We start from the raw sequence: 19861 nt of genomic DNA, 5'->3' as shown, positions 1-19861 counted from the left end.
TTTCAACCGCGAAAGCGCCTGTCGAGACGATGCGGCATGCTTCCGCCGTGTCCCGGATTTCGCGGAACGGGCGAGGCGAGTTCGCGGGAGAATGCGAGCGCGGTTCCGCTCATGTTCATCGCCGCCGCGTCCGATAAAGCGGGGTGAACGCGAGTTATCGTGGGCGGGAGAGAAAGATGGCGGCGAGATACCGTATCGTCAGGGAGACTGGGCGCGGCGCCATGGGGCGGGTATACCTGGCCCATGATGACCTGCTGGACAGGGACGTAGCCCTGAAGGAGCTCGCCGTTCCCGAATATCTCGACGAAAAGGAAAAGGAGGAGCTGAGGGAGCGGTTCCGCCTCGAGGCCAGGGCTGCGGCCCGCCTCTCCCATCCCCACATCCTTACCGTGCACGACATCATCTCCGCGGGGGAGCGGCAGTTCATCGTCATGGAATACCTGGAAGGCAAGACGCTGCGGGACGTCCTCGCGGAGCGCTCGCTCTCCGTGGAGGAGGTGCTGAGCATGGCCCCCATGATCGGAGACGCCCTCCACTATGCGCATTCCCACGGCATCGTCCACCGGGACATCAAGCCGGACAACATCTTCGTGCTCGAGAACGGCAACGTCAAGGTGGCGGACTTCGGCATCGCCAAGATGCTCAAGGTGAGCGACCGTACCCATACCGACGTGATCATGGGCACCCCCAACTACATAGCGCCGGAGATGGTCAGGGGGATGCCCTACGACCACCGCGTGGATATCTTCTCGCTGGGCGTAACCCTCTACGAGGCCCTCGCCGGGAAACGGCCTTTCGACGCCGAGAACGACTACGCCATCATCTACCGCGTGGCGGGCGAGGATCCCGTGTCGCTGTTGGAGTACCGGGACGACGTTCCCATGAGCCTGGTGCACATCATCAACCGCGCTCTGGAGAAAGACCCGGAACGGCGTTACAAGGACATGGGGGAGTTCAAGGACGACCTCATGCGGGTACGTTCCGAGCTGGGGATGGCCACGGCCCCCGAGGGCGAGGAGAGGTTCGACAAGCGGGAAGCCCTGCGCAGCGAGTTGGAGGCCGCCAGGGGGCTGGACCTGCAGGAGATGCAGGCGAGCGGAGAAGCGGCGGGGCCGGACTTTCGCCGGGACAGGGAATGGAGAGAACTCATCGCACGCATCTATCACGGCGAGGAAGACCGGGAAGGGGCGGAAAGGTCCGCCGTGGGGCATAGACCCGTACCGGGACACGGCGGCGGTCCGGGCGGAGGTGGTCCGGGGGGCAGGGCAGCGGCGGAGAGTTCATGGCAGGAACTGGAACGGCGCTACCGCACCGACGTCCCTCCCGCCTCCCTGGAGCACGTGGAGAGGAGATTGGCCGCGGAGGCTGGGGAGGAGGCCGCGCCGCGCTCCGCCGCGTGGCGTCCCTCCGCCGACCTCCGGACGCACCCGCTTCCCTCGACCGTAACGCGGGAGGGTGGGGGAAGCGGGATCGCCTCCCTCGGACCTCCCGAAGCGCTACGCTGGAGCGGGGCGCTCCTCGCCGCGGGCGCCGTTCTCATGGCCTCGGCCATGTTCCCGTGGATAGGGAAAGGACTCAACCCCTCCCGTGCCCTGCTGGGCATCACCTTTCCGGAGGGCATGGCGGTGGCGGCGCTGGTGGCCCTGGCCTGGGGAGCGAACGCCCTGTTGCTGCTGGGGGCGGGAAAGTCGCGCATATGGGAGGGCTTGATGCGCGCCCTGTGTCTGCTGTGCGTACTCCTGGTGCTCCTCTTCCTGGGCTTGAGGGTGTTCGGGGGCATCGGTTACCAGAAGGCCGCCGGCCTCAACTTCGCCGGGACCCTCGCGGGGGTGGGATGGGGCTACTGGCTGGCGCTGGTCTCGTCCCTCTTCACCTACTCCGCCTGCATGCACATCAAACGCCATGGGGTCAGCCCCGGACATGGGACATAACGCGCCGAACACACCCAGCCGTTTTCCGGTTCCTGCTCACAGCGCATGGTCGAAACGGAGGAGCGTCTCACGTTCCCGTCGGCGGACCCCGGCGGAGCGCCCGGCTTCATAACCACCGAAGCCTTCTTCCCCGTTCGTCGTGCTTACGGGAGAAGAGCCGATGCTGATAATATGTTTACGTAACGCGGAAAGCTGATGCGGGGCTCGTGCTCAACGGGCGAAGCGGCGCAGGCTTGTCAAGAGCTCCGCTCCCGTGTTGCGCGACGGATCCCGGTCTGCGTGAGAAGTCAAGGGGAGGACGCGATGCGCGTGGTGATATGCGGGGCGGAAGGACAACTCGGCAGGGACTTGGTGGAGGCCTTCCGTGAGATAGGCGCGGAGGTGCTCGGCTTCGACCTCGACCTGGACATCACCGACCACGCGCTGGTGATGGAAAAGATCCCCTCCCTAAAGCCGGACCTCCTCGTGAACACCGCCGCTGACCTGGACGCCGACGGCGCCGAGCTCGACCCGGAACCCTCCCTGCGCGTGAACTTCGCCGGCAACCAAAACCTGGTACTGGCCTGCCAGCAGGTGGACTGCCCCCTGGCCTTCGTGAGCTCCGACTACGTGTTCGACGGAAGGAAGGGGTCGGCCTACAACGAGTTCGACGAGCCCAACCCCCAGGGGGTTTACGGCAAGGCGAAACTGGCCTCGGAGCGCTATACCGCCTCGCTGCTGCCGCGCTGGTTCGTCTTCCGCACCCAGTGGCTGTTCGGCAGGCACGGCAAGCGAAACTTCGTGAAAAGCATCCTCCGCAACGCCAGGGAGAAGGGCTCCCTGCGCGTGGTCACCGACGAGGTGGGGACGCCCACCTACACCGGCGACCTGGCGCGCATCATACGCGACGTCTGCCTGTCCGGGAAATACGGCCTCTATCACGCCACCAACTCCGGGGTCTGCTCGCGCTATGAGTTCGCGCGCCAGATCGTGGAGACGGCGGGGTTGACCGATATCCCCGTGGAGCCCATCGTCTACGCGGATCTCGGCCTGCCCTGCCCGCGCCCTCCCTATTCTCCCCTGGACAACCTCAACCTGCGCCTGCAGGGGTTCCCGCCCGCGCGGCATTACCTGGAGCCCCTGAAGGAGTACGTGGACTGGCTGCTGGGATCGGGCGAGTTCTGAACCCACACTCAAGGGGGGCAAGGGGGAAGGCGGGATCGAGTCTTTCCGTACCGGCACGGGCAGCCGGCGATAAAGCCGCAGGATTCATCGCACTCGGACATCCCGCGGGGAAGGAGGAAGAAGCGGGCCGGAGAGTTTGACCGCCAGCCTTTGGGCACGTTCAGTCGAAAGGAGCACCGCATGTATGACCTCGTGGTGGTGGGAGCGGGATGCGCAGGCTGCGTGGCGGCCGCCAGGACAGCGGCGGAAGGGCACCGCGTGCTACTTCTGGACCGCCAGGAGCAGGATAACCTGGGGCATCCCTGGGTGAACGGGGTGGAGCGTTCCGTGTTCGGCCGCCTGGGGATAGCCATGCCCGCGGGAGAGGAGACCATGCCCTCGCCGCTCTCGTCGCGCCTGTTATCCCCCTCCGGAAGACATTTCATAGAGACCACCTCCAACCCCACCGTGGAGGTGCGCATGAGTTTCTTCGCCCGCCGGCTGCTCCGCGACGCCGTGGAGGCCGGGGCGGAGTTCAGGGGTGGGGTGAGGGTATCCGGTCCTCTCCTGGACGGCGAGCGCGTGGCGGGGGTGCGCACCGAGGCCGGGGAGGAGATCGAGGCCCGTGGGGTGCTGGACGCCTCGGGTTGGGAGGCGGTGCTGCGCCGAGGCCTTCCCGAGTCCTCGCCCGTGCCTCGCGAGATCGATGAGAGCTGCATGGTCACCGCCTGGAGGGAACAGCGGCGCTTCGACCCCGGGGATGCCCCGGACGTTCCCACCCTCCTGGGCATCCCCCCCGATGTCAACGTATCGCGCGTCGGCTGGAGGGGAGGGTATTCCGTGCTCATGCTGCACTGGGACCCGCGCGAGAACGAGCTGGACATCTTGGTCGGATACGACCGCAACAAGAGCGAGGAGCCCGCGGGCGAGTTCGTGCGCCGTTTCCTGGAGGAAAAGGGGGTGGGCGGGCGGCGCCATTACGGGGGGGGGGGGCTTATTCCGGTGCGCCGGTCCCTGGACGTCCTGGTGGACCACGGGTTCATGCTTGCCGGAGACGCGGCCTGCATGGTCATACCCGCCCACGGGTCAGGCGTGGCCTCGTCCATGATCGCCGGAGACCTCGCGGCGCGGACCTTCGCCCGCTGCCTGCGCGAGGGCGACACCGGCCGGGAGAACCTCTGGGAATACGCCGTCCGTTACCAGCGGGGACGCGGGGCGCTGATGGCCTACTTCGAGGTGACGCGTTCTCTCACCGCCGACTTCAAGCCCGAGGACATGGACAGGCTCATCGGATACGTCATGACCCCGGGGGACGTGGAGGCGGGCCTCAAGGCCGAGCCCCTGGGCCTCGACCTCAAAGATGCCCTGCGCCGCGCGCGCAGCCTGCGTCATCCCCTGTTCACCGCGCGCTTCGCCTTCCACGCCGCATCCGCCATCGCGCTCAAGAGGGCTTACGAAGCATACCCGCAGCGCTGGGATCCCGTCCTCCTGGAGGAATGGCGCTCCCGGGTTGCCAGAGCCCTGCCGCGGGGCTCGTGATCCGGTCAAGTCCCAGAAAGTCTGGAAAAGCTCTGGGCGATCCCTTATCGGTTGTATGCTATTGCCAATTGTCATGCCGGTGTCGTTTTTCTCAGATTAATACGACTGGGCGATCCCTTATCGGTTGTATGCTATTGCCAATATATATATATATGAATCCCCAAAGGGAGTAATCCCATCTCATGAAAAGGCAGCCTCCCGTGATGCTCTCTTCCTGGCGGGAAAAGAGATGGTTGTGAAAGGAGGTTGATATCCGTGCCGCACGCGGGAACGGACACGCACGAGCGCTTCGCGGTGATGGGATGGCGACTGACGGGCGCCGGAGGTTCTCGGCTTCGGTATACGACACAAGCAATACTCCCGCGGGGCCTTCCTGACTTTCCTTGAAGTGCAAATTGTCTCAAATCCGGGACTGGAACGAGATAGAGAACGCACGCCCCCGAACGATCAGGCAAACAGACCCATGTGCCGGCAAGGAAGCCGTCCCAACCGAAAGGAGGCGCCCCATGAGTGAATCGCGCGTCGGGATCGACCTGGCGGTCGGTTGCTGCTGGAGGGGTGGGAAGCTTCCCCACATGCAAGATGTCCCATGTCCGGGGCTGACCCCATGGTTTTAAGAGTGGAAGGTGAGCTTGAGGGTGCCCAGGAAGATCTCGTCGCCGTCCGCCAGCACGCGGGGCTCGAAGGCCTCGAGTCTTTCCCCGCTCACGTGGGTGTAGTTGGTGCTGGAGAGGTCCATGATGTAGTAGCGGTCCTCCCCCAAGCGCGTTATCTTGGCATGTCGCCTGGAGACCCCGGCCTCCACCCCGTTGAAGGGGGTGAGGTCGATGTCCGGGAAGGAATGGGTGGCGGGGTCCGTCCTCCCCAGGGTATATTCGGCCTTTTCGTCGAGGTCGAACTTCTGCCCGCTGCCTTCTAACTCCAGGTAAGCCATACCTTATTATTAACAGTATTCGGACCAGCGGTAAAGACAGAGCAAGCCCCGGCGGATCGCCAGGGCTTGCCGTAACCCCCTCGGGGCACAACCCGCTGTCGGCGATGGATAAGCACCGTGCGCGGGGATGTATATCCTGGTTGCGGAAGCCTGCAGCTTACCGCCAAGGATCTCCCCCGCGCGCGGGGATACGTGGCTCTTCTCCCCAGTCCCTCGCCCGCGGTCCCGGATATCCACCGTGCGCGGCGATGTCTCCCGGCTCCCGGATGTTCCGCGGACGCAACCCGCCGTCAGTAATGGATCTCCATGGCGCGCGGCGGGCATACCTTGACGCAGAGCTCGCAGGCCACGCACTCCTCGTCGTCGAAGCGCACCTCCATGGTCGTGCGGTCCGCGCTTAGGGCATCGGTGGGGCAGACGGCCAGGCAGGCGCCGCAGTGGGTGCACCTCTCCTCGTTGCGCCGGATGTCCTGGGAGAGGGGCTGCACGGAGACCCCGCAGCCGCGGATGTATTCCATGCCCCTATCGTAGTCCGCCTCCTCGCCGGTGATCTCCAGCACCAGCAAGCCCTCCTCCCGCGGGGTGATGGAGGCCTTGAGGATGTTGAAGTCCAGGTTGTAATCGCGCACCAGCTTACTCACGATGGGCTTGTCCACCTGCTCGTGGGGGAAGTGGAGCACCACCTTGTGCCGCACCATCTAGACCACCCCCTCCTCGCGCGCCTCGCAGGGCAGGAGCTCCACCGGCTCGCCGAGGAGGAAGCGCCCCCGCGCTATCCAGTCCTTGAGCGTCTCCGCGATCTCCCGCGCGCGGCTGTAGCTGGACAGCGGCGCGGTGGGGATCTCCTTTCCCTCCAGGTCGATGCTGCCGCTCTTGAGCTGGGCGTAGGTGACCTCGCCCAGCACCCTCCCCGTGCCCTGCGGGTAATCGATGGAATAATCTACCACAGGAGCCACAAGGTCCTCGTCGCGCACCGCCGCCGCCCTGATGACCTCCTCGTCCAGAACGGGAATGGGGATGCCGATCCCCACCGCCAGGCTGGCGCCGTATCCCAGGATGGAATATCCGGTGAGGTAACGCGGGTTCATCCCCTTGAGGTCGCCGATGACCGAGATGGTGCCCGCTGGCCGGGTGGGCGCTCCCCCGGGACCGCGCGGCACCGCGGTGTTGTGCTGAGTGCCGTGCCAGACAACGTATCCGACCCCGCCGCCTAGGAATATGCGCGTTCCTATGCCTATGGTGCGGAACAGGGGGTCGTTGAGCAGGGGTGAGAGCTGCCCCGCGCTGCAGTAGTTGGCGTTGCCCAGGTTGGGACGCAGTACCCCCATGTAGGTGTAGATGACCCTGTCCGACAGGTTGACGGCAACGTTGTAGTTCTGGTAGGCGTTGCGCGGGTTGAATAGCCACGCCTCCTTGACGTCTGCCAGGGTGAGGTCACGCTCCCAGGAGCGGTTGGGGTAGCAGTCGGTGCCGTAGGAGGTGGCCCGCAGGCGGACGCTCTTTCCCGCCACCAGGTCCTCGATGAGGTGACCTCCCCCGTAGCGGAACTCGCCCGGGAAGACCTCGTTCAGGGGATCGTGCTCCGCCATCTCCGTGGCCCCGATGTAGATGTCCACGGCGGCGATGCCGCAGAACACCGGGACCTCGTTCAGCCACGCGCGGTGTATCTTCATGCGGGGCTGGGCATGCCCGAGGTTGACGAACGCGCCCGACGAGCACATGGGCCCGAAGGTGCCGGTGGTCACCACGTCCACCTCTCGCGCCGCCTGCGCGGTGCCCTTCTCCTCTACGATACCGATGACCTCCTCCGCGGTCACCACCACCGCCTCTCCCCGCTTGATCCTCTCGTTTATCTCCGCTATGGTCTTGCCCATTTCCTTCCTCCGTATCTACACGTCGTTCAGCAAAAAGCACGTCACCGGGGAAGGCCGGGCATGACCCATACCAGCGCCACCACCGTCCTTTCTCCTCGTCCCGAGCCGATTATCTCGTATCTCATCAAGACCACCCGTCAATCCAAATGCCTGATTCGCCAACACAGCAAGATTTCAACGCGTCACCGGGGAAGGCCGGGCATGACCCATACCAGCGCCACCACCGTCCTTTCTCCTCGTCCCGAGCCGATTATCTCGTATCTCATGGTATCTCCTGCCCAGCATCCTTCCCGCTCCCACCGCGGACAACGAAACGGCCGCCGGCGAGGGTGCACGGCGGCCAGGAAAGCCGTTCGTCCCGCCCCGGGTACGGCGCCCGCCGGCGCGATACCCTCGCCTGTGGTAACGGAGGCATCCGTCCTCGCCTACTCGCTCACGCTTTCAGCGGGAAGCTCCGGGGCCATCTTCGGCCCGCTTCGCGCACCGGTTCTCAACCTCGGCCCGGCTCTCTGTAGCGCTACCCGCGGGCTTACTCCTCCCCTTCATCGCCTTTCGCGGTGGATATCCAGTTGTCAATTATCCCCAGAGGGGATAGGCAACATGATAGCCGCCGTCACCCGCGGTGTCAATCGCGCGAATTGACTCATAATAAATCAACACGAAAAGGTTTCGTTGCCTAAAAAATAAAAATCTACTCGAAGCGAGGCGCCGAAAATCCCCTCGGATAACGTATGTCCCGAGGGGGTGAGGAAGTCGTGCACGTGGGGTCAGATCTTCGATCTTCAAACGCAAAAGGGGCCGTCAACTACTCGATCACCCATAAGGGAAAAGCCATATGAAACGATCTTCGGTCTTCAGTTGCCATGACTCAGGGCATTCTCAACGGGGTCTCTCAAGCCCGATCGAAGATCGAAGATCTGACCCCATGGCGCACTCAACGGGGTCTCTCAAGCCCGATCGAAGATCGAAGATCTGACCCCATGGCGCACGATGAGCACGGGGCAACCGGCGTGGTGCACGACGCGGTTGCTCACCGATCCAAGGAGGAACCCGCTCAGCATACCGCGACCGTGGCTGCCCATGATGATCATGTCATAGCCGCCCTCCTCGGCCTCCTGGAGAATCTCCGCCGCGGTGTTGCCGAAGCGCACCTTTGGCGTCACCTCCAGACCAGCGGCGCGCAGGGGAGCGGCGCTCTCAGCCAGCATCTCCTCAGCGCGCTTGTCCAGCTCCTCCCTCAGTTCCTCGGGAGGCGGCATGATGACCTCGGGGGCGATGAGGCCGTCAGACCAGAAGGCGGAATACACCGGCTCCTCCACCACAGACAACAGGGTGACGCCGCAGGCGGTGCCCTGGAGAAGCTTCACCGCGAAGGCGACGGCTTTCTCCGCGGTCTCCGAGCCGTCGGTGGGAATCAGCACCTTCTCTATCATCCCCTGCGACCTCCTTTCCGCCGGCCTGGCTGCGCGCACGCGGTCACCCTCCGAAGCGACGGTCTGCGGCATGCGCCCTGCGTCAAGTTTCCGCTTCCGGCCTCGATGACCCCGCTCGCGCCCCGGTACTTCGTGCGATACGCCGTTTTCCATGACGCATCAAGGCCGTGGCTCTTCCATGCTCGGGCGGGCAGCCCTCCATCGCCAAACACCATGATATACTGAGTGGGGCAGCAGGTCCAAGGCGGCATGGAGCTATCCACGCGCGGAAGTCGCCCGCACGCCTCCTCCAGGCGAGCTGTCGACGGACCTTGCACGGTCGGGGTTTACCGCATGGGATCGATTTCCATAGTAACCGCAGAAGCGGGACCGTCGGAGGTCTGTGCTTGAGGCGCTGGAGAGGGATGCTTGTTCACCGGGACGTACCCGACCCCGCATGTCCGGGACGGACGCACGTATTAGAAACCGGGAGTGGGCGACATCATTGACGGCAATCCATAAAATACCACTGCCTAGGTTCAGAAACATGGTGGACACCCCCTATACTTGCCGTGTAGTAAGAAAAGCAGAGCAAGGAGGTGTCCAAATAAAGGGCTCGGTTGGAACCGCTACAAGTATCTACCACACCAGACGCAGTACCATGGTCCCCGGATCGAACATTTGGGAGATCACCCCTTTCCCCTTGTCGAACTTGCTTGGTTTGTCAGGATGATAGGGTGGCCTCTCAAACTTTTTCAACCCAAAGCGCCTACCGAAACGTTACAGCATCGCCGGTCGGGGCAGCTCGATAACCGCCCCGCCGTCCGGGGCGAAGGGTGGAGCGAGCTAGAAGGGGAACCCCCAGTCGGCGCCGGTGAGGTAGCCCCCGTCCACGCTCAGGGCCGCGCCATTGACGTAGCCCGCCTTCTTCGAACACAGGAAAAGGATGCAGTTGGCGATGTCCTCCGGCTCCGCCACGCGCCCGGCGGGTATATGCTTGACGGCCTTCTCGTACACCTGCTCCACAAAGGAGCGCTCGAAGCCCGCGCGCTCGTAGATGGGGGTGTCCACCCACCCCGGGAGGATGCAGTTGGCCCTGATGCCGGGAAGGTCCCTGGCCAGGTGCCTGGTGTACTTGAGCACCGCCGCCTTGGCGCTCGAGTAGAGGAAGTGGTGGTTTACGTGCTCCACCAGGGCGGCGCTGGACGAGATGTTGACGATGGAGGGATAGGACGACTCCCGCAGCAGGGGGAGGAAGGCGGTGACCATGAGCATGGTCCCCTTCACGTCCACCTCGTAATGGTAGTAGAAGTCATCCTCGGTCATGGCGTCCACGGCGGCGAGCTTGCCCTTGGCGGCGTTGTTCACCAGCACGTCCAGCCGGCCGTATTTCTCCCGCACGAAATCGGCCAGCGCGGATACCTGGTCCGCCTTGGAGATGTCGCAGACCCGGGGGACGTACTTCTCCCCCAGCTCGGCCGCCGCCCTGCCCAGCCCTTCCTCGTCGATGTCGGGCGAGATGACCGTGGCGCCCTCCGCGATGAACTGCCCGGCGGTGCCCAGGCCGATGCCCGAGGCGGCACCGGTGACCATGACCACGAAGCCCTCGAATTCCGGGTACATGTCATACCTCCTCTCCCTTCCCGGAGCCACCGTGCGTGGCTCTTCCGTCGACTCCGATCATCGAACCGGGACCGGGCGCGGAGCCGTGCCCGGCCCGCGCTTCCCTCAGTCCGACACCGCCGCGATCACCAGGTCCGAGAGGCGCTGGTGGCGCAGGACGCTCGGGCCCTCCTCCAGCAGGCCGGCGGTGAGCAGGACGAAGGTGAGGTCCCGCTCCGGGTCCACCCAGAACATGGTGGACCCGGCACCCAGGCCCGCGAAGGTCCCCGGCGAAGCGGTCAGGCCCAGCGGGGTGGGGAAGACGCCCTCGCCGCGCAGGAAGAAGGTGAGCCCGAGGTAGGCGGGGAAGACCGGCCAGCCGTACATCTCCCGCGCGTAGTCCCAGAGGTGGTTGACCATGTCCCCGGTCTGGTTGGAGGTGGCCAGCCTGACCGTCTCCGGCGCGAGGATGCGAGTGCCGTTTAGCTCGCCGCCCCGCCTGAGCATCTCCGCGAAGCGGCAGATGTCCATGGCGGTGGAGATGCCTCCCCCCGCCGGGAGCTCGGTATCCTCCTGCGCCAGGAAGTTGAGGGCCTCCAGCAGCAGCGGCTCGAAGAGGCCCGGGGTGCGGTCCCTGACCACCACCGGCACCAGCCTGTCCCGCAGGCGGTCCGGCACCCCCAGGGCGGTGGAGTCCATGCCCAGGGGGTCGAAGAGGTCCTCGGCCAGGATGCGGCGGAAGGGGCGGCCCGCCTCGTCCAGGCGCGTCACCATCACCGCCAGGACGGAGTGGGCGCATATGGGGTTGTAGGAGACCGAGGTCCCCGGGGTATACAGCACGCGCTCGTTGGCCATGGCGGCTACGACCGCCTCGATGTCGCCCAGCTGGTCCACGGGTATGCCGTAGGGCAGCTCGGTGTTGAGGCCGCTGGTATGGGTGAGGATGTGGTGCACGGTAACCCGCTGCTTTCCCTTCATGCCGAACTCCGGGATGACCTCGGCCACGGGCGTGTTGAGCTGGAACTTGCCCTTCTCCACGTCCATGAGCACGCGCACGGCGGTGATCTTCTTGGTGATGGACATGATGAAGAAGACGTCGTCGAGAGCGGCCCGGCGCCCCTTCTCGAGGTCGGTCTTCCCCACCGCCTCGTGCATGACCACCTTGCCGTGGCGGGCCACCACGAAGACGGCGCCGTCGTAGACGCCCCTCGCCGTGTCTTCTTCCACCGCCTGCTTCAGGCGCTGCAGGCGTTCCGCGTCCATGCCCACCTCGCGGGGATCCACGAGATCCGGAGCAAACGTCCCTTCAGTCATGACAGCCTCCTTCGCTTATCCCTTGTACTTCCCGCAGGACCTGTCCATGCGGCACTGGCACTGGATAGACACGGCAGATGGAAACGGGCATCACACCTCCCCCCTTGACCGACCTCTGCCCTGGGCCCTGCGAACCCTCGAGCGCCTTGACAGACCCGGCCCTTGACGACATTATTAGTATAGTTGTATATACATTATATCAAATAGGCATCGGATGCAACGCTTCTCCGCCGGAAAGGAGGCACGCATATCTCCGAGCCAGGACGCCACCCAACGCCGATACCGATGCGGGAAGAAGCCGCTGCCGGTTTTCATGTCGATTCTGCCCCCAATACCGGCGGCCAAACCCAACGGCAGGACGTTGCGGGCTGCGGGGCCTGACCCCGGAGCCAGGACGGGAAGAAAGGCAGTCAACCCTACGGGAAAGGAGAAGAGCCCATGAACGAGAGCATCGCAGTCCTCCTGGCGCAGATAAAAGAGGAGGAGACCCTGCGGGAGGTGCGGGCGGCTCTTTCCGGAGGCGCGGAGCCGCTCGCGGTGATCGAGTCGCTGCGGGAGGGCATGTCGGTGGTGGGCGAGAAGTTCGAGGCCCGGGAATACTTCCTTCCCGACCTGATCATGTCCGCGGAGATCTTCAAGAAAGCTGTGGGGCTGATCGAGCCCCATCTCAAGGGAAACGCGGCCGCGAGCAAGGGAAGCATCGTCATCGGCACCGTGCAGGGCGACATCCACGACATCGGCAAGAACCTCGTCGCCACCATGCTGCGCTGCGCCGGCTACGAGGTGCACGACCTGGGGGTGGACGTCCCTCCCCAGGCCTTCGTGGACAAGACCAGGGAGACCGGAGCCACCCTGGTGGCCATGTCCGCCCTGCTGACCACCTCCTTCGATTCCATCAAGAACACCGTGGACGCACTCACCGAGGCCGGCCTCAGGGATGGTATAAAGGTGATTATCGGGGGAGGCCCGGTCAACGAGAGGGTGGTGGACCATACCGGCGCCGACGGCTTCGGCTTGAACCCCGCCGAAGCCCTGAGGCTGGCCGAGAGGTTCATCCCCCCTTCCGCGGGACAGTAGGGGCCGGGCGACGGGAGGAGTGGTGATGATGATCAAGGTGACCAGGAAGATCCATCCCCGTGACACCATGACCACGGAGGAGCGCATCCAGGCGGCCTGCCGCCTCCAGATACCGGACCGGGTGCCGGTGGTCCCGTCGGTCTACTACTTCATCTCCAACTATACCGGCATAACCTACGCGGACCTGTTCGACCGCAAGCTCTATCCGAAAGCCGTGCTCAGGGTCTTCGACGAGCTCGGACCCTGGGATGCGTATTACATGTTTCACTACTACTACCGGGAACTCGCCTCGTATTACATACCCATGAAGACCCTCGAGCCGGGTTTCGAGCTGCCGGCGGACTACGTTCACCAGTTCATCGAGACGGAGATCATGAAACCGGAGGACTACCGGGTGATCGCCGAGTTGGGCAGGAAGACCCCTGCGCTCGCCTGGGACCGCATGGCCAGGATGCTGCTGCCGAGGATATACGATCATATCGAGGACAGCTGGCGGGTCTACCCCTTCGTGATCTCCCGCTTCGTGGCGCAGATGGCCCATTACGTATGGGAACTCCGGGAGTGGGTGGAGAGGGGCGTCACCATGTGGTACTCCATGGGCCCCCGCATGCTCCCCTTCGATGCCTTCTCCCTCTCCCGCGGGCTGATCCCCTTCGTCAACGACCTCTATCAGCGCCCCGAGGAGATCGTGAGGGCGGCGGAAGCCCTGGTGGAGTCCTTTGCCGCGACCATCAAGCTGGCGGTGAAGTTCTTTGGCATCAGGAGAGCCCAGATAACTCTGCACCGCTCGTCCAACGACTTCATCTCCCCCGAGCAGTTCAGGAAATACTCCCTGCCGTCATTGAAGATGCTGGTGGAGCGCCTGGCGGACGCCGGCATCACCAGCATCCTGCACCTGGACGGGAACTGGGACCTCAACCTGGAAGCGCTGAGGGTGTTGCCGGCCGGCCAGTGCGTCGTGCAGTTCGACGGGACCTCCGACATCTTCAAGGCCAAGGAGGTGCTCGGGGACCGCATGTGCATCTACGGGGACGTGCACCCGGCCATGATGGCCATGGGCTCGCCCAGCGAGGTGGACGAGTACTGCCACCGCCTCATCGAGGAAGTGGGCAAAGGCGGCGGTTTCATCCTGGGCACGGGTTGCGAGCTGGACGCCAACGCAAAACCGGAGAACGTGAAGGTCTTCTTCAATTCGGTGGTCAAGTACGGCTACTACGACAGGGGTTGAGCCCGCCCTCGGGTTTGGGGACCACGCGCGGCTTCAGGCCTGGCGGGGGTTAACACTGGCCGGGCGTCCCGCCCAGGAATTCCCGGGCGAACTTCACCGCGTCCGTGGCCTGCCTGCTCCAGGCGTCCGCGCCGGTGTGGGTGCAGACCATCTGGTTGATGGCGCCTCCACCCAGCATTATCTTCACCCTTTCCCGCAAGCCGGCCTTCTCGAATCCCGCGACCGTCTCCCGGATGGGCTCGTAGGCGGCGGTGATGAGGGCGCTCATGGCGACCAGGCGGGCGTCCTCCTCGGCGGCCGCCTCCACGAACCTCGCGGGGACGACGCTCACTCCCAGGTCGATAACCCGGAATCCCGCACGGCGTAGGAGCACCGAGACGATATATTTCCCCAGGTCGTGGATGTCTCCGAGCGGCGCGCCCAGGATCACCTTCGGCGCTTCCTCGTCCTCTGAAGGCTTAAAATACCCTTCCTTTTCCAGCAGCACCGTAATCTCACGGAAGATCTCGCCGGACATGATCAGGGCGCTCAAGAAATACTCCCTGCGCTCATACCTCTTTCCCACCACGTCCAGCCCCTTCTGGCAGGCGTCGATGATGAGCAGGGGCTCCACGCCGCGCGAGATCATCTCCGCCGCGAGCTCCAGCGCCTTCTCCTCCTCCACGTCCGCCACGGCCTGGATAAGTCCCTCGGCCAGATCGTTCCCGGTCACCCTCATCACCTCACAGCGGTCGGCTCAGCGAGGCGAAGGAGAACCTGTCGCCCCGGTAGATCATCCAGCCCCACACCACCCTCAGGTCGTTGGCGGCGTAGAGGAGCTGCTCCATGCAGAAGGCAGGGGCCCCCTTCCTGCTCGCGAGGAGCTCCGCTTCGCGAGCCGAGAGGACGGTGGCGGTGAGGTTCAACTCCGCCCGCACCGGCTTCAGCCCCGAGCCCCCGGGGAAGAACTCGGCAGTGGAGCCGTACCCCAGCTCCTCCTCCAGCAGTGGCTGGGTCTTGTCGTAGAGGATATATTTACGGTCGAACACCAGGGGCTCCCTGTTCCCCTCCAGTACCCGCTCCAGGTACAGGACCTTCCTACCCCTCCTAACCCCCAGCTTCTCCGCCGGCACGCCGCCGGCCTTGACCGCCTTCACGCCCAGCAACCTGACGCGGGTGGAGAAGCCCCGGTTGCGCATCTCCGTGTGGAAATCGGGGATGAGGAAGAGGCCGCCGTCCACCCTGGGTTCGACGACGAAGGTGCCCCGCCCCCTCTCGCCGCGCAGCAACCCTTCCTCGGAGAGGGTGGATATGGCCCTGCGCACGGTCATGCGGCTGAGGCCGTATTCCGCCCCCAACTCCTCCTCGCTGGGGATGCGATCGCCAGGACGCAACTCGCCGCCCATTATCTTCTCGCGCAGGATCTGCGCCAGCTGGTGATAGGCGGGGGCGTAGTCGTCCGGGTCTATCTTCTTTTCATTCACCTCTATGGTCTTTGCCCTCGAAGCGCCGCTTATATTAATAAATGTATATACATATATGCCTTCCCAATGCAACCCCCGGCCTGTCGCGGTTGCTGTCCAAAAAAAGTAGGCGCCCCATCCCGACAACGCCTCGACACGCCATCTTAGGGTAGCCCGCCAGGCCCATAAGCACATCTTTCACCCAGGGGTCACCGCTTCTTGTCTCGAGCGGCGGCATGTTCTTTCTGAGCCAAGCCTCCGGGTTCCTCCTCACCTCCCTTCGCAAGGAGGCCATGGCCGCCTCGGCCGCCTTCTCGTCTGCCCTCCTCCTCCTTGAGATAAAGTTGCCGAGCTCCCCGTTCTCCCTCAAGCTCGATGATCTTTCGCATGTGACCTGCGCCACAGGGCCTCCAGCTCATGCCCCGTTTCTTGAAGCGGTCGGCGGCGCACTTGTCCACGTTGCCCTCGACGGCCCCGGGCGAGCGGTGGTCCTCCGCCGCCGGGAGCACGTCCCTCCAGTCCGAAAGCCAGGCCGCAAGGGAGGAGATGTAAGCGATGGCCTCGGAGATCCGCTTCCTCTTCCCCTCGCCTCCGGCTTTTCCCAGGTGTCCCTCCAGGCCCTGTACGACTTCCGCAGCCTTGCCCTCCTTGGCCGGGGTAAAGAGACGGAAGGCCTCCTGCGAGAACCCCAGGGCCCGGGTGAGCGACCTCGCCAGGTGGAAGCGGTCCAGCTGAGCATGGGCGCAGGCGAAGAGGTCGGCCGCGGACAAGCGAGGAGGCCCCATCTGAGGACCAGATGACCTCGCCTACCTTGGAGCGGTCGTAGACGGTGGCGAGATCGGCGCTCCGGCAGGAGAGGAAGGTGCCTGCGTCGGCTGCGGAGAGGCAGGCCCGCCTGTTTTTAGTCCTCCACTTGTCCTCGCCTGCCCGGGACCAGCCCTCGTAGGAGATGCCCACCTTGAGCTCGTGCTTTTTTCTCTCTTCCCGCTGCGGGGGGATCATGCACCCGTCCGCCTCCATAAACAGCCTCTCTCCGCCTCCCTTCGCTCCGATTCGGGCAGCACGCCGCAGGAGAAGAGGTCCAGAGCCCGCGCCCTCTTCTCCTCCGCCCTCTCGGAACCCCGCCTCTGCGTTCTGCGGTGCAGCAGGGAATGGCCTACCTCCTCGGCCAGAAAGAAGGAGGGGTGCTTGCCCGCCCGCCGGAAGGAGGTCTCCGAGGCCATCTCCAGGGCCTCCGTCTCGACTGCTTGGTTTGTCAGGATGATAGGGTGGCCTCTCAAACTTTTTCAACCCAAAGCCGCCTACCGAAACGTTACAGCATCATCCATAAAATACCACTTGGCAAAGCTTGCGAAACTGTTATAATAGTCATGTCGAGAGTCTCTAGGTCGATGTTGGTACATCCCCGAGGAGCGGTTCTCGGGGATTTATTTTGTGAAGGAGGTGGAAGAGTGAAGATATACGTGGGTAACCTCAGCTACTCCACGACGGAGGACGGCATCCGTTCGGCCTTCAGCCAGTTCGGCACGGTTGATTCCGTGGACGTGATCGTGGACCGCAACACCGGCAGGTCGCGCGGGTTCGGTTTCGTCGAGATGAGCGACGACGCCGAGGCCAGGGCCGCCATCAGCGGCCTGAACGGCAAGGACCTGGACGGGCGCAGCATCAACGTGAACGAGGCCAAGCCGAGGGCGGAGCAGCCGAAGCGCAGCTACCGCTTCTAGGATCCTGGGGATCCTGAACAGGGTCGGTGGATCGCCGGAGGCGACACCAGCGAGCACGCTGAGCGCGCTGGAGTCTCTTCCGAATGCGCTGGCCGATACGAGGGGGCAAACCGTGAACGCGCGAGCCCCCTTTCATTTTGCCGGGGAATCCCTTCGCTGGTAGATTTTGGGCGATATCGAAAGCCGCTACGTGCCGTCGCTGTCGGGAATCCCCTCTCGCGTCATGCCCGGCGGCCGCCCGGGCGAGCGGACACGCTTCTATCGAACGCGCCTCTGCCTTGTAAGCCTACACTTGCGTCATGCCCTTACGTTTTCCCGCCGATATGGCGATACTCCTTTCCGACCGCGATGGAGGATTCTGGATGCGGCCCATTCAGGCCACATCTCCCGGTATGGAGGGATTACTTGGCGGTCGGTGCCATATCCCACGATAAAGATGGACGGCGCGTCGGTAAAGCCCCTGGAGAAAGCGCCGCATGGCCACGGGTTGCCTCTGCAACCCGGCTATCGCTCCGGACAAAAAGGGATTACTTGGCGGTCGGTGCCATATCCCACGATAAAGATGGACGGCGCGTCGGTAAAGCCCCTGGAGAAAGCGCCGCATGGCCACGGGTTGCCTCTGCAACCCGGCTACCACTCCAGACAAAAAAAGTGATATAATTCAATTGCTAATCGACAGGGAGTCGGAAAAGGAGGTTAAGGATGAGCTGCGGAACCGAACACGAGGGGATGGACTCCGGCTGCCTCGCGAGCGCTTCCTGCGAGGCCAAGAACTGTCCACGCCCCAATCCCGTCATCATGGCCCTGCGCTTCGCCGCCTTCGGCATGGGTGTCCTGGTCGCCCTGGCGGGAATGATCAAAGAGCGCAGATTCAAGCACCTTGCGGTATGGCTTTCGGGATGGGCCTTGTTCCTCACCTGGCCCCGTTACCTTATCTGCTCCCGCTGCGAGGGCTACGGCAACATGTGCTATTCCTATTACATAGGGAAGTACACCTCCATGGTCTTCCCCCGCGTGGAGGGTAAGGAGCCCGGCTACCTGGGCCTGGTGCAGGAGGTCGCCTCGCTGAGCACCATCTTCTGGGCTCCGGCCATCGCCCTGCGGGACAACCGCAAACTCCTCACGCAGTACCTCGCGATCATGAACGTGGTGCTCCTGGGCCAGTTCTTCCATGCCTGCCGCTACTGCGCCGCCAATTCCACCCAGGAATGGAAGAACGTCTGCCCCGCCCACCGTACCTGGAAGAGGATTCTTAAGATATCCTAAGGCAGCGACGTTTTCGCGATCCGCGATATGTTCGGCGGGTGCGGAGGCACGGAGAGGCATCTTGCGGGTGGGGCCTGTCGGTATCCACCTGATGTAACCTCTTGTTGTGGAGAGGGAAAGGATTGATGCGCCGCATGCCCGGGCGCAGGCCTTTCGCGGCGCGTCTTCTCGGCGGGAGATAGAAGGAGGGTTGCCACGGACATGCTCAAGAAGCTGAACATCTGGTCGCGGTTCGACAGGATCGCCAACTCGTCCCTGTACGTGTGGTTCCAGGAGACCTTCCGCGGGCTGATGGAGAAGGCCGTGAGCCCCATGGCCGCCGGCAAGTGCGAGGAGAGGCCAGCCCTCACCCCCTTCGCGAAGGAACTCCGCGAGGCCAGGGTGAGCCTCATCACCACCACCGGGGTGCACCTGGACGACCAGGAGCCCTTCGACACCGCCGCCTCCCTGGGCGATTCCTCCTTCCGCCCCATCCCCCGGGATGCCGATCCCGCCCGCCTGCGCATCGCCCACACCCACTACTCCCATGAACGGGCGGAGAAGGACATCAACGTCATCTTCCCCATAGACAGGCTGCGGGAACTGGAGGAGGAGGGAGCCATCGGCTCGGTGGGCGCCTTCCATTATTCCTTCGGCTTCGACCTGCACGTGAAGGAGCTCATCGACCCCTCCATGGGCACCGCCCACGAGGTGGCGCGCCGCCTCAAGGAAGACGGAGTGGACGTGGTGCTGCTCACCCCCGGCTGACCCATGTGCAACCGGGCCGTGAGCCTGATCGCCCGCGTGTTGGAGTCCTACGGCATGTGCACGGTGGCCCTCTCGCTAAACCGCGAGCTCTCGGAGAAGATCGGTGCTCCGCGCACCCTTTACCTGCGCTACCCCTATGGCGCTCCCCTGGGAGAACCGGGAAACGTGAACCAGCAGCGCGCCATCCTGAGGGACATGTTCCAGGCCCTGGAGACGGTGGAGGAGCCGGGGACCATCATCGACCTCCCCTACCGCTGGCGCCGCGATCGCTTCGAGGAGTGTGGTTTCGGGTCTTAAGGGGTCGGTGTTGATCTGGCGCGCAGCGCGGGGTGCTTCTCCAGTGGCGTCCCGGCTCCGGGCATGTGTTTGTTCACTGCCTGCAACGGAACTTCCGAGCTGATTTTAAACTGAGTTCAGTAAAACTCCAGCAAGAGCCGGAGACATGATCGTTTACTCAGCCCGCCTTCTTAGCAACCCCGATTGCATCTATGGAGATGGGAGGGGATAGCTTCAAGGCATCCAGGATCTCCTTCTGCTCTGGATCGGGGCGCGCCGCAAGCTCGAAGGAGTAGTCCCCACAGGTCAAGGGGATCACCTGTAGACGATCCAGGCTGCGGATCGCGTGCTC

General features: G+C 64.0%; 19 protein-coding genes. 9 read left to right on the top strand and 10 right to left on the bottom strand.

Translation table 11 applies throughout. The features are described from left to right. Window positions 1–176 precede the first annotated feature (176 nt). The 3 genes from H5T74_14035 to H5T74_14025 all read left to right on the top strand — a co-directional run bounded on the left by H5T74_14035 (window position 177) and on the right by H5T74_14025 (window position 4613). Window positions 177–1931 (top strand): serine/threonine protein kinase, encoded by a 1755-nt coding sequence (locus H5T74_14035; GenBank protein MBC7231495.1) that lies wholly within the window; start codon window positions 177–179, stop codon window positions 1929–1931. Between the two features lie 303 nt (window positions 1932–2234). Beyond that, window positions 2235–3095 carry a dTDP-4-dehydrorhamnose reductase gene (rfbD, locus tag H5T74_14030; GenBank protein MBC7231494.1) on the top strand — a complete coding sequence of 287 codons (861 nt, stop codon included), beginning with the start codon at window positions 2235–2237 and terminating at the stop codon, window positions 3093–3095. 180 nt (window positions 3096–3275) lie between these two features. Next, the gene (locus H5T74_14025) at window positions 3276–4613 is read left to right on the top strand and encodes an NAD(P)/FAD-dependent oxidoreductase (protein ID MBC7231493.1); all 1338 of its coding nucleotides are present in this window, start codon (window positions 3276–3278) and stop codon (window positions 4611–4613) included. 613 nt (window positions 4614–5226) lie between these two features. Here the strand turns inward: H5T74_14025 and H5T74_14020 are convergent. From H5T74_14020 to H5T74_13995, 6 genes are all read right to left on the bottom strand, one after another. Further along, a complete protein-coding gene (locus H5T74_14020) occupies window positions 5227–5547 on the bottom strand; it encodes an FHA domain-containing protein (protein MBC7231492.1) in 321 nt (106 codons plus the stop codon). A gap of 290 nt (window positions 5548–5837) precedes the next feature. Next, complete coding sequence (locus tag H5T74_14015) at window positions 5838–6245, bottom strand: 4Fe-4S dicluster domain-containing protein (protein MBC7231491.1); 408 nt, start codon at window positions 6243–6245, stop codon at window positions 5838–5840. Further along, the gene (locus tag H5T74_14010) at window positions 6246–7421 is read right to left on the bottom strand and encodes a homocysteine biosynthesis protein (protein ID MBC7231490.1); all 1176 of its coding nucleotides are present in this window, start codon (window positions 7419–7421) and stop codon (window positions 6246–6248) included. Between the two features lie 947 nt (window positions 7422–8368). Beyond that, window positions 8369–8854, bottom strand: a complete 486-nt coding sequence (locus tag H5T74_14005; GenBank protein ID MBC7231489.1) for a universal stress protein — start codon at window positions 8852–8854, stop codon at window positions 8369–8371. Window positions 8855–9679: 825 nt separating this feature from the next. Further along, window positions 9680–10456 carry an SDR family oxidoreductase gene (locus H5T74_14000; protein MBC7231488.1) on the bottom strand — a complete coding sequence of 259 codons (777 nt, stop codon included), beginning with the start codon at window positions 10454–10456 and terminating at the stop codon, window positions 9680–9682. Between the two features lie 105 nt (window positions 10457–10561). After that, complete coding sequence (locus H5T74_13995) at window positions 10562–11749, bottom strand: beta-lactamase family protein (GenBank protein ID MBC7231487.1); 1188 nt, start codon at window positions 11747–11749, stop codon at window positions 10562–10564. Window positions 11750–12187: 438 nt separating this feature from the next. Between H5T74_13995 and H5T74_13990 the strand changes: the two genes are divergently transcribed. Both H5T74_13990 and H5T74_13985 read left to right on the top strand, forming a co-directional pair. Further along, the gene (locus H5T74_13990) at window positions 12188–12826 is read left to right on the top strand and encodes a corrinoid protein (protein ID MBC7231486.1); all 639 of its coding nucleotides are present in this window, start codon (window positions 12188–12190) and stop codon (window positions 12824–12826) included. A gap of 25 nt (window positions 12827–12851) precedes the next feature. Continuing rightward, on the top strand, window positions 12852–14054 hold the full coding sequence (locus H5T74_13985) for a hypothetical protein (protein ID MBC7231485.1): 1203 nt from the start codon (window positions 12852–12854) through the stop codon (window positions 14052–14054). Between the two features lie 49 nt (window positions 14055–14103). On the opposite strand, the gene H5T74_13980 is transcribed toward H5T74_13985, so the two are convergent. The 4 genes from H5T74_13980 to H5T74_13965 form a co-directional block, all read right to left on the bottom strand. After that, window positions 14104–14766, bottom strand: a complete 663-nt coding sequence (locus tag H5T74_13980; GenBank protein ID MBC7231484.1) for a cobalamin B12-binding domain-containing protein — start codon at window positions 14764–14766, stop codon at window positions 14104–14106. 10 nt (window positions 14767–14776) lie between these two features. Then, complete coding sequence (locus tag H5T74_13975) at window positions 14777–15517, bottom strand: GntR family transcriptional regulator (GenBank protein ID MBC7231483.1); 741 nt, start codon at window positions 15515–15517, stop codon at window positions 14777–14779. A gap of 188 nt (window positions 15518–15705) precedes the next feature. Then, window positions 15706–16266, bottom strand: a complete 561-nt coding sequence (locus H5T74_13970; GenBank protein ID MBC7231482.1) for a UPF0236 family protein — start codon at window positions 16264–16266, stop codon at window positions 15706–15708. Window positions 16267–16494: 228 nt separating this feature from the next. Further along, window positions 16495–16719 carry a hypothetical protein gene (locus H5T74_13965; GenBank protein MBC7231481.1) on the bottom strand — a complete coding sequence of 75 codons (225 nt, stop codon included), beginning with the start codon at window positions 16717–16719 and terminating at the stop codon, window positions 16495–16497. A gap of 228 nt (window positions 16720–16947) precedes the next feature. Here H5T74_13965 and H5T74_13960 point away from each other — a divergent pair, with 228 nt between their 5' ends. The 4 genes from H5T74_13960 to H5T74_13945 all read left to right on the top strand — a co-directional run bounded on the left by H5T74_13960 (window position 16948) and on the right by H5T74_13945 (window position 19530). Continuing rightward, a complete protein-coding gene (locus tag H5T74_13960; GenBank protein MBC7231480.1) occupies window positions 16948–17220 on the top strand; it encodes an RNA-binding protein in 273 nt (90 codons plus the stop codon). Between the two features lie 702 nt (window positions 17221–17922). Beyond that, the gene (locus tag H5T74_13955; GenBank protein ID MBC7231479.1) at window positions 17923–18486 is read left to right on the top strand and encodes a hypothetical protein; all 564 of its coding nucleotides are present in this window, start codon (window positions 17923–17925) and stop codon (window positions 18484–18486) included. A 201-nt stretch (window positions 18487–18687) separates the two neighbouring features. Beyond that, window positions 18688–19233: a hypothetical protein gene (locus H5T74_13950; protein ID MBC7231478.1), complete on the top strand. Its 546-nt coding sequence runs from the start codon at window positions 18688–18690 to the stop codon at window positions 19231–19233. A gap of 18 nt (window positions 19234–19251) precedes the next feature. Next, a complete protein-coding gene (locus tag H5T74_13945; GenBank protein MBC7231477.1) occupies window positions 19252–19530 on the top strand; it encodes a hypothetical protein in 279 nt (92 codons plus the stop codon). The last annotated feature ends 331 nt before the right edge of the window (window positions 19531–19861 follow it).

This window comes from Actinomycetota bacterium (assembly GCA_014360645.1).
Taxonomy (GTDB): Bacteria; Actinomycetota; Geothermincolia; order Geothermincolales; family RBG-13-55-18; genus Solincola_B.
Note: the sequence above shows the minus strand (reverse complement) of the source record. Positions and strands in the feature narration are given on the sequence as shown.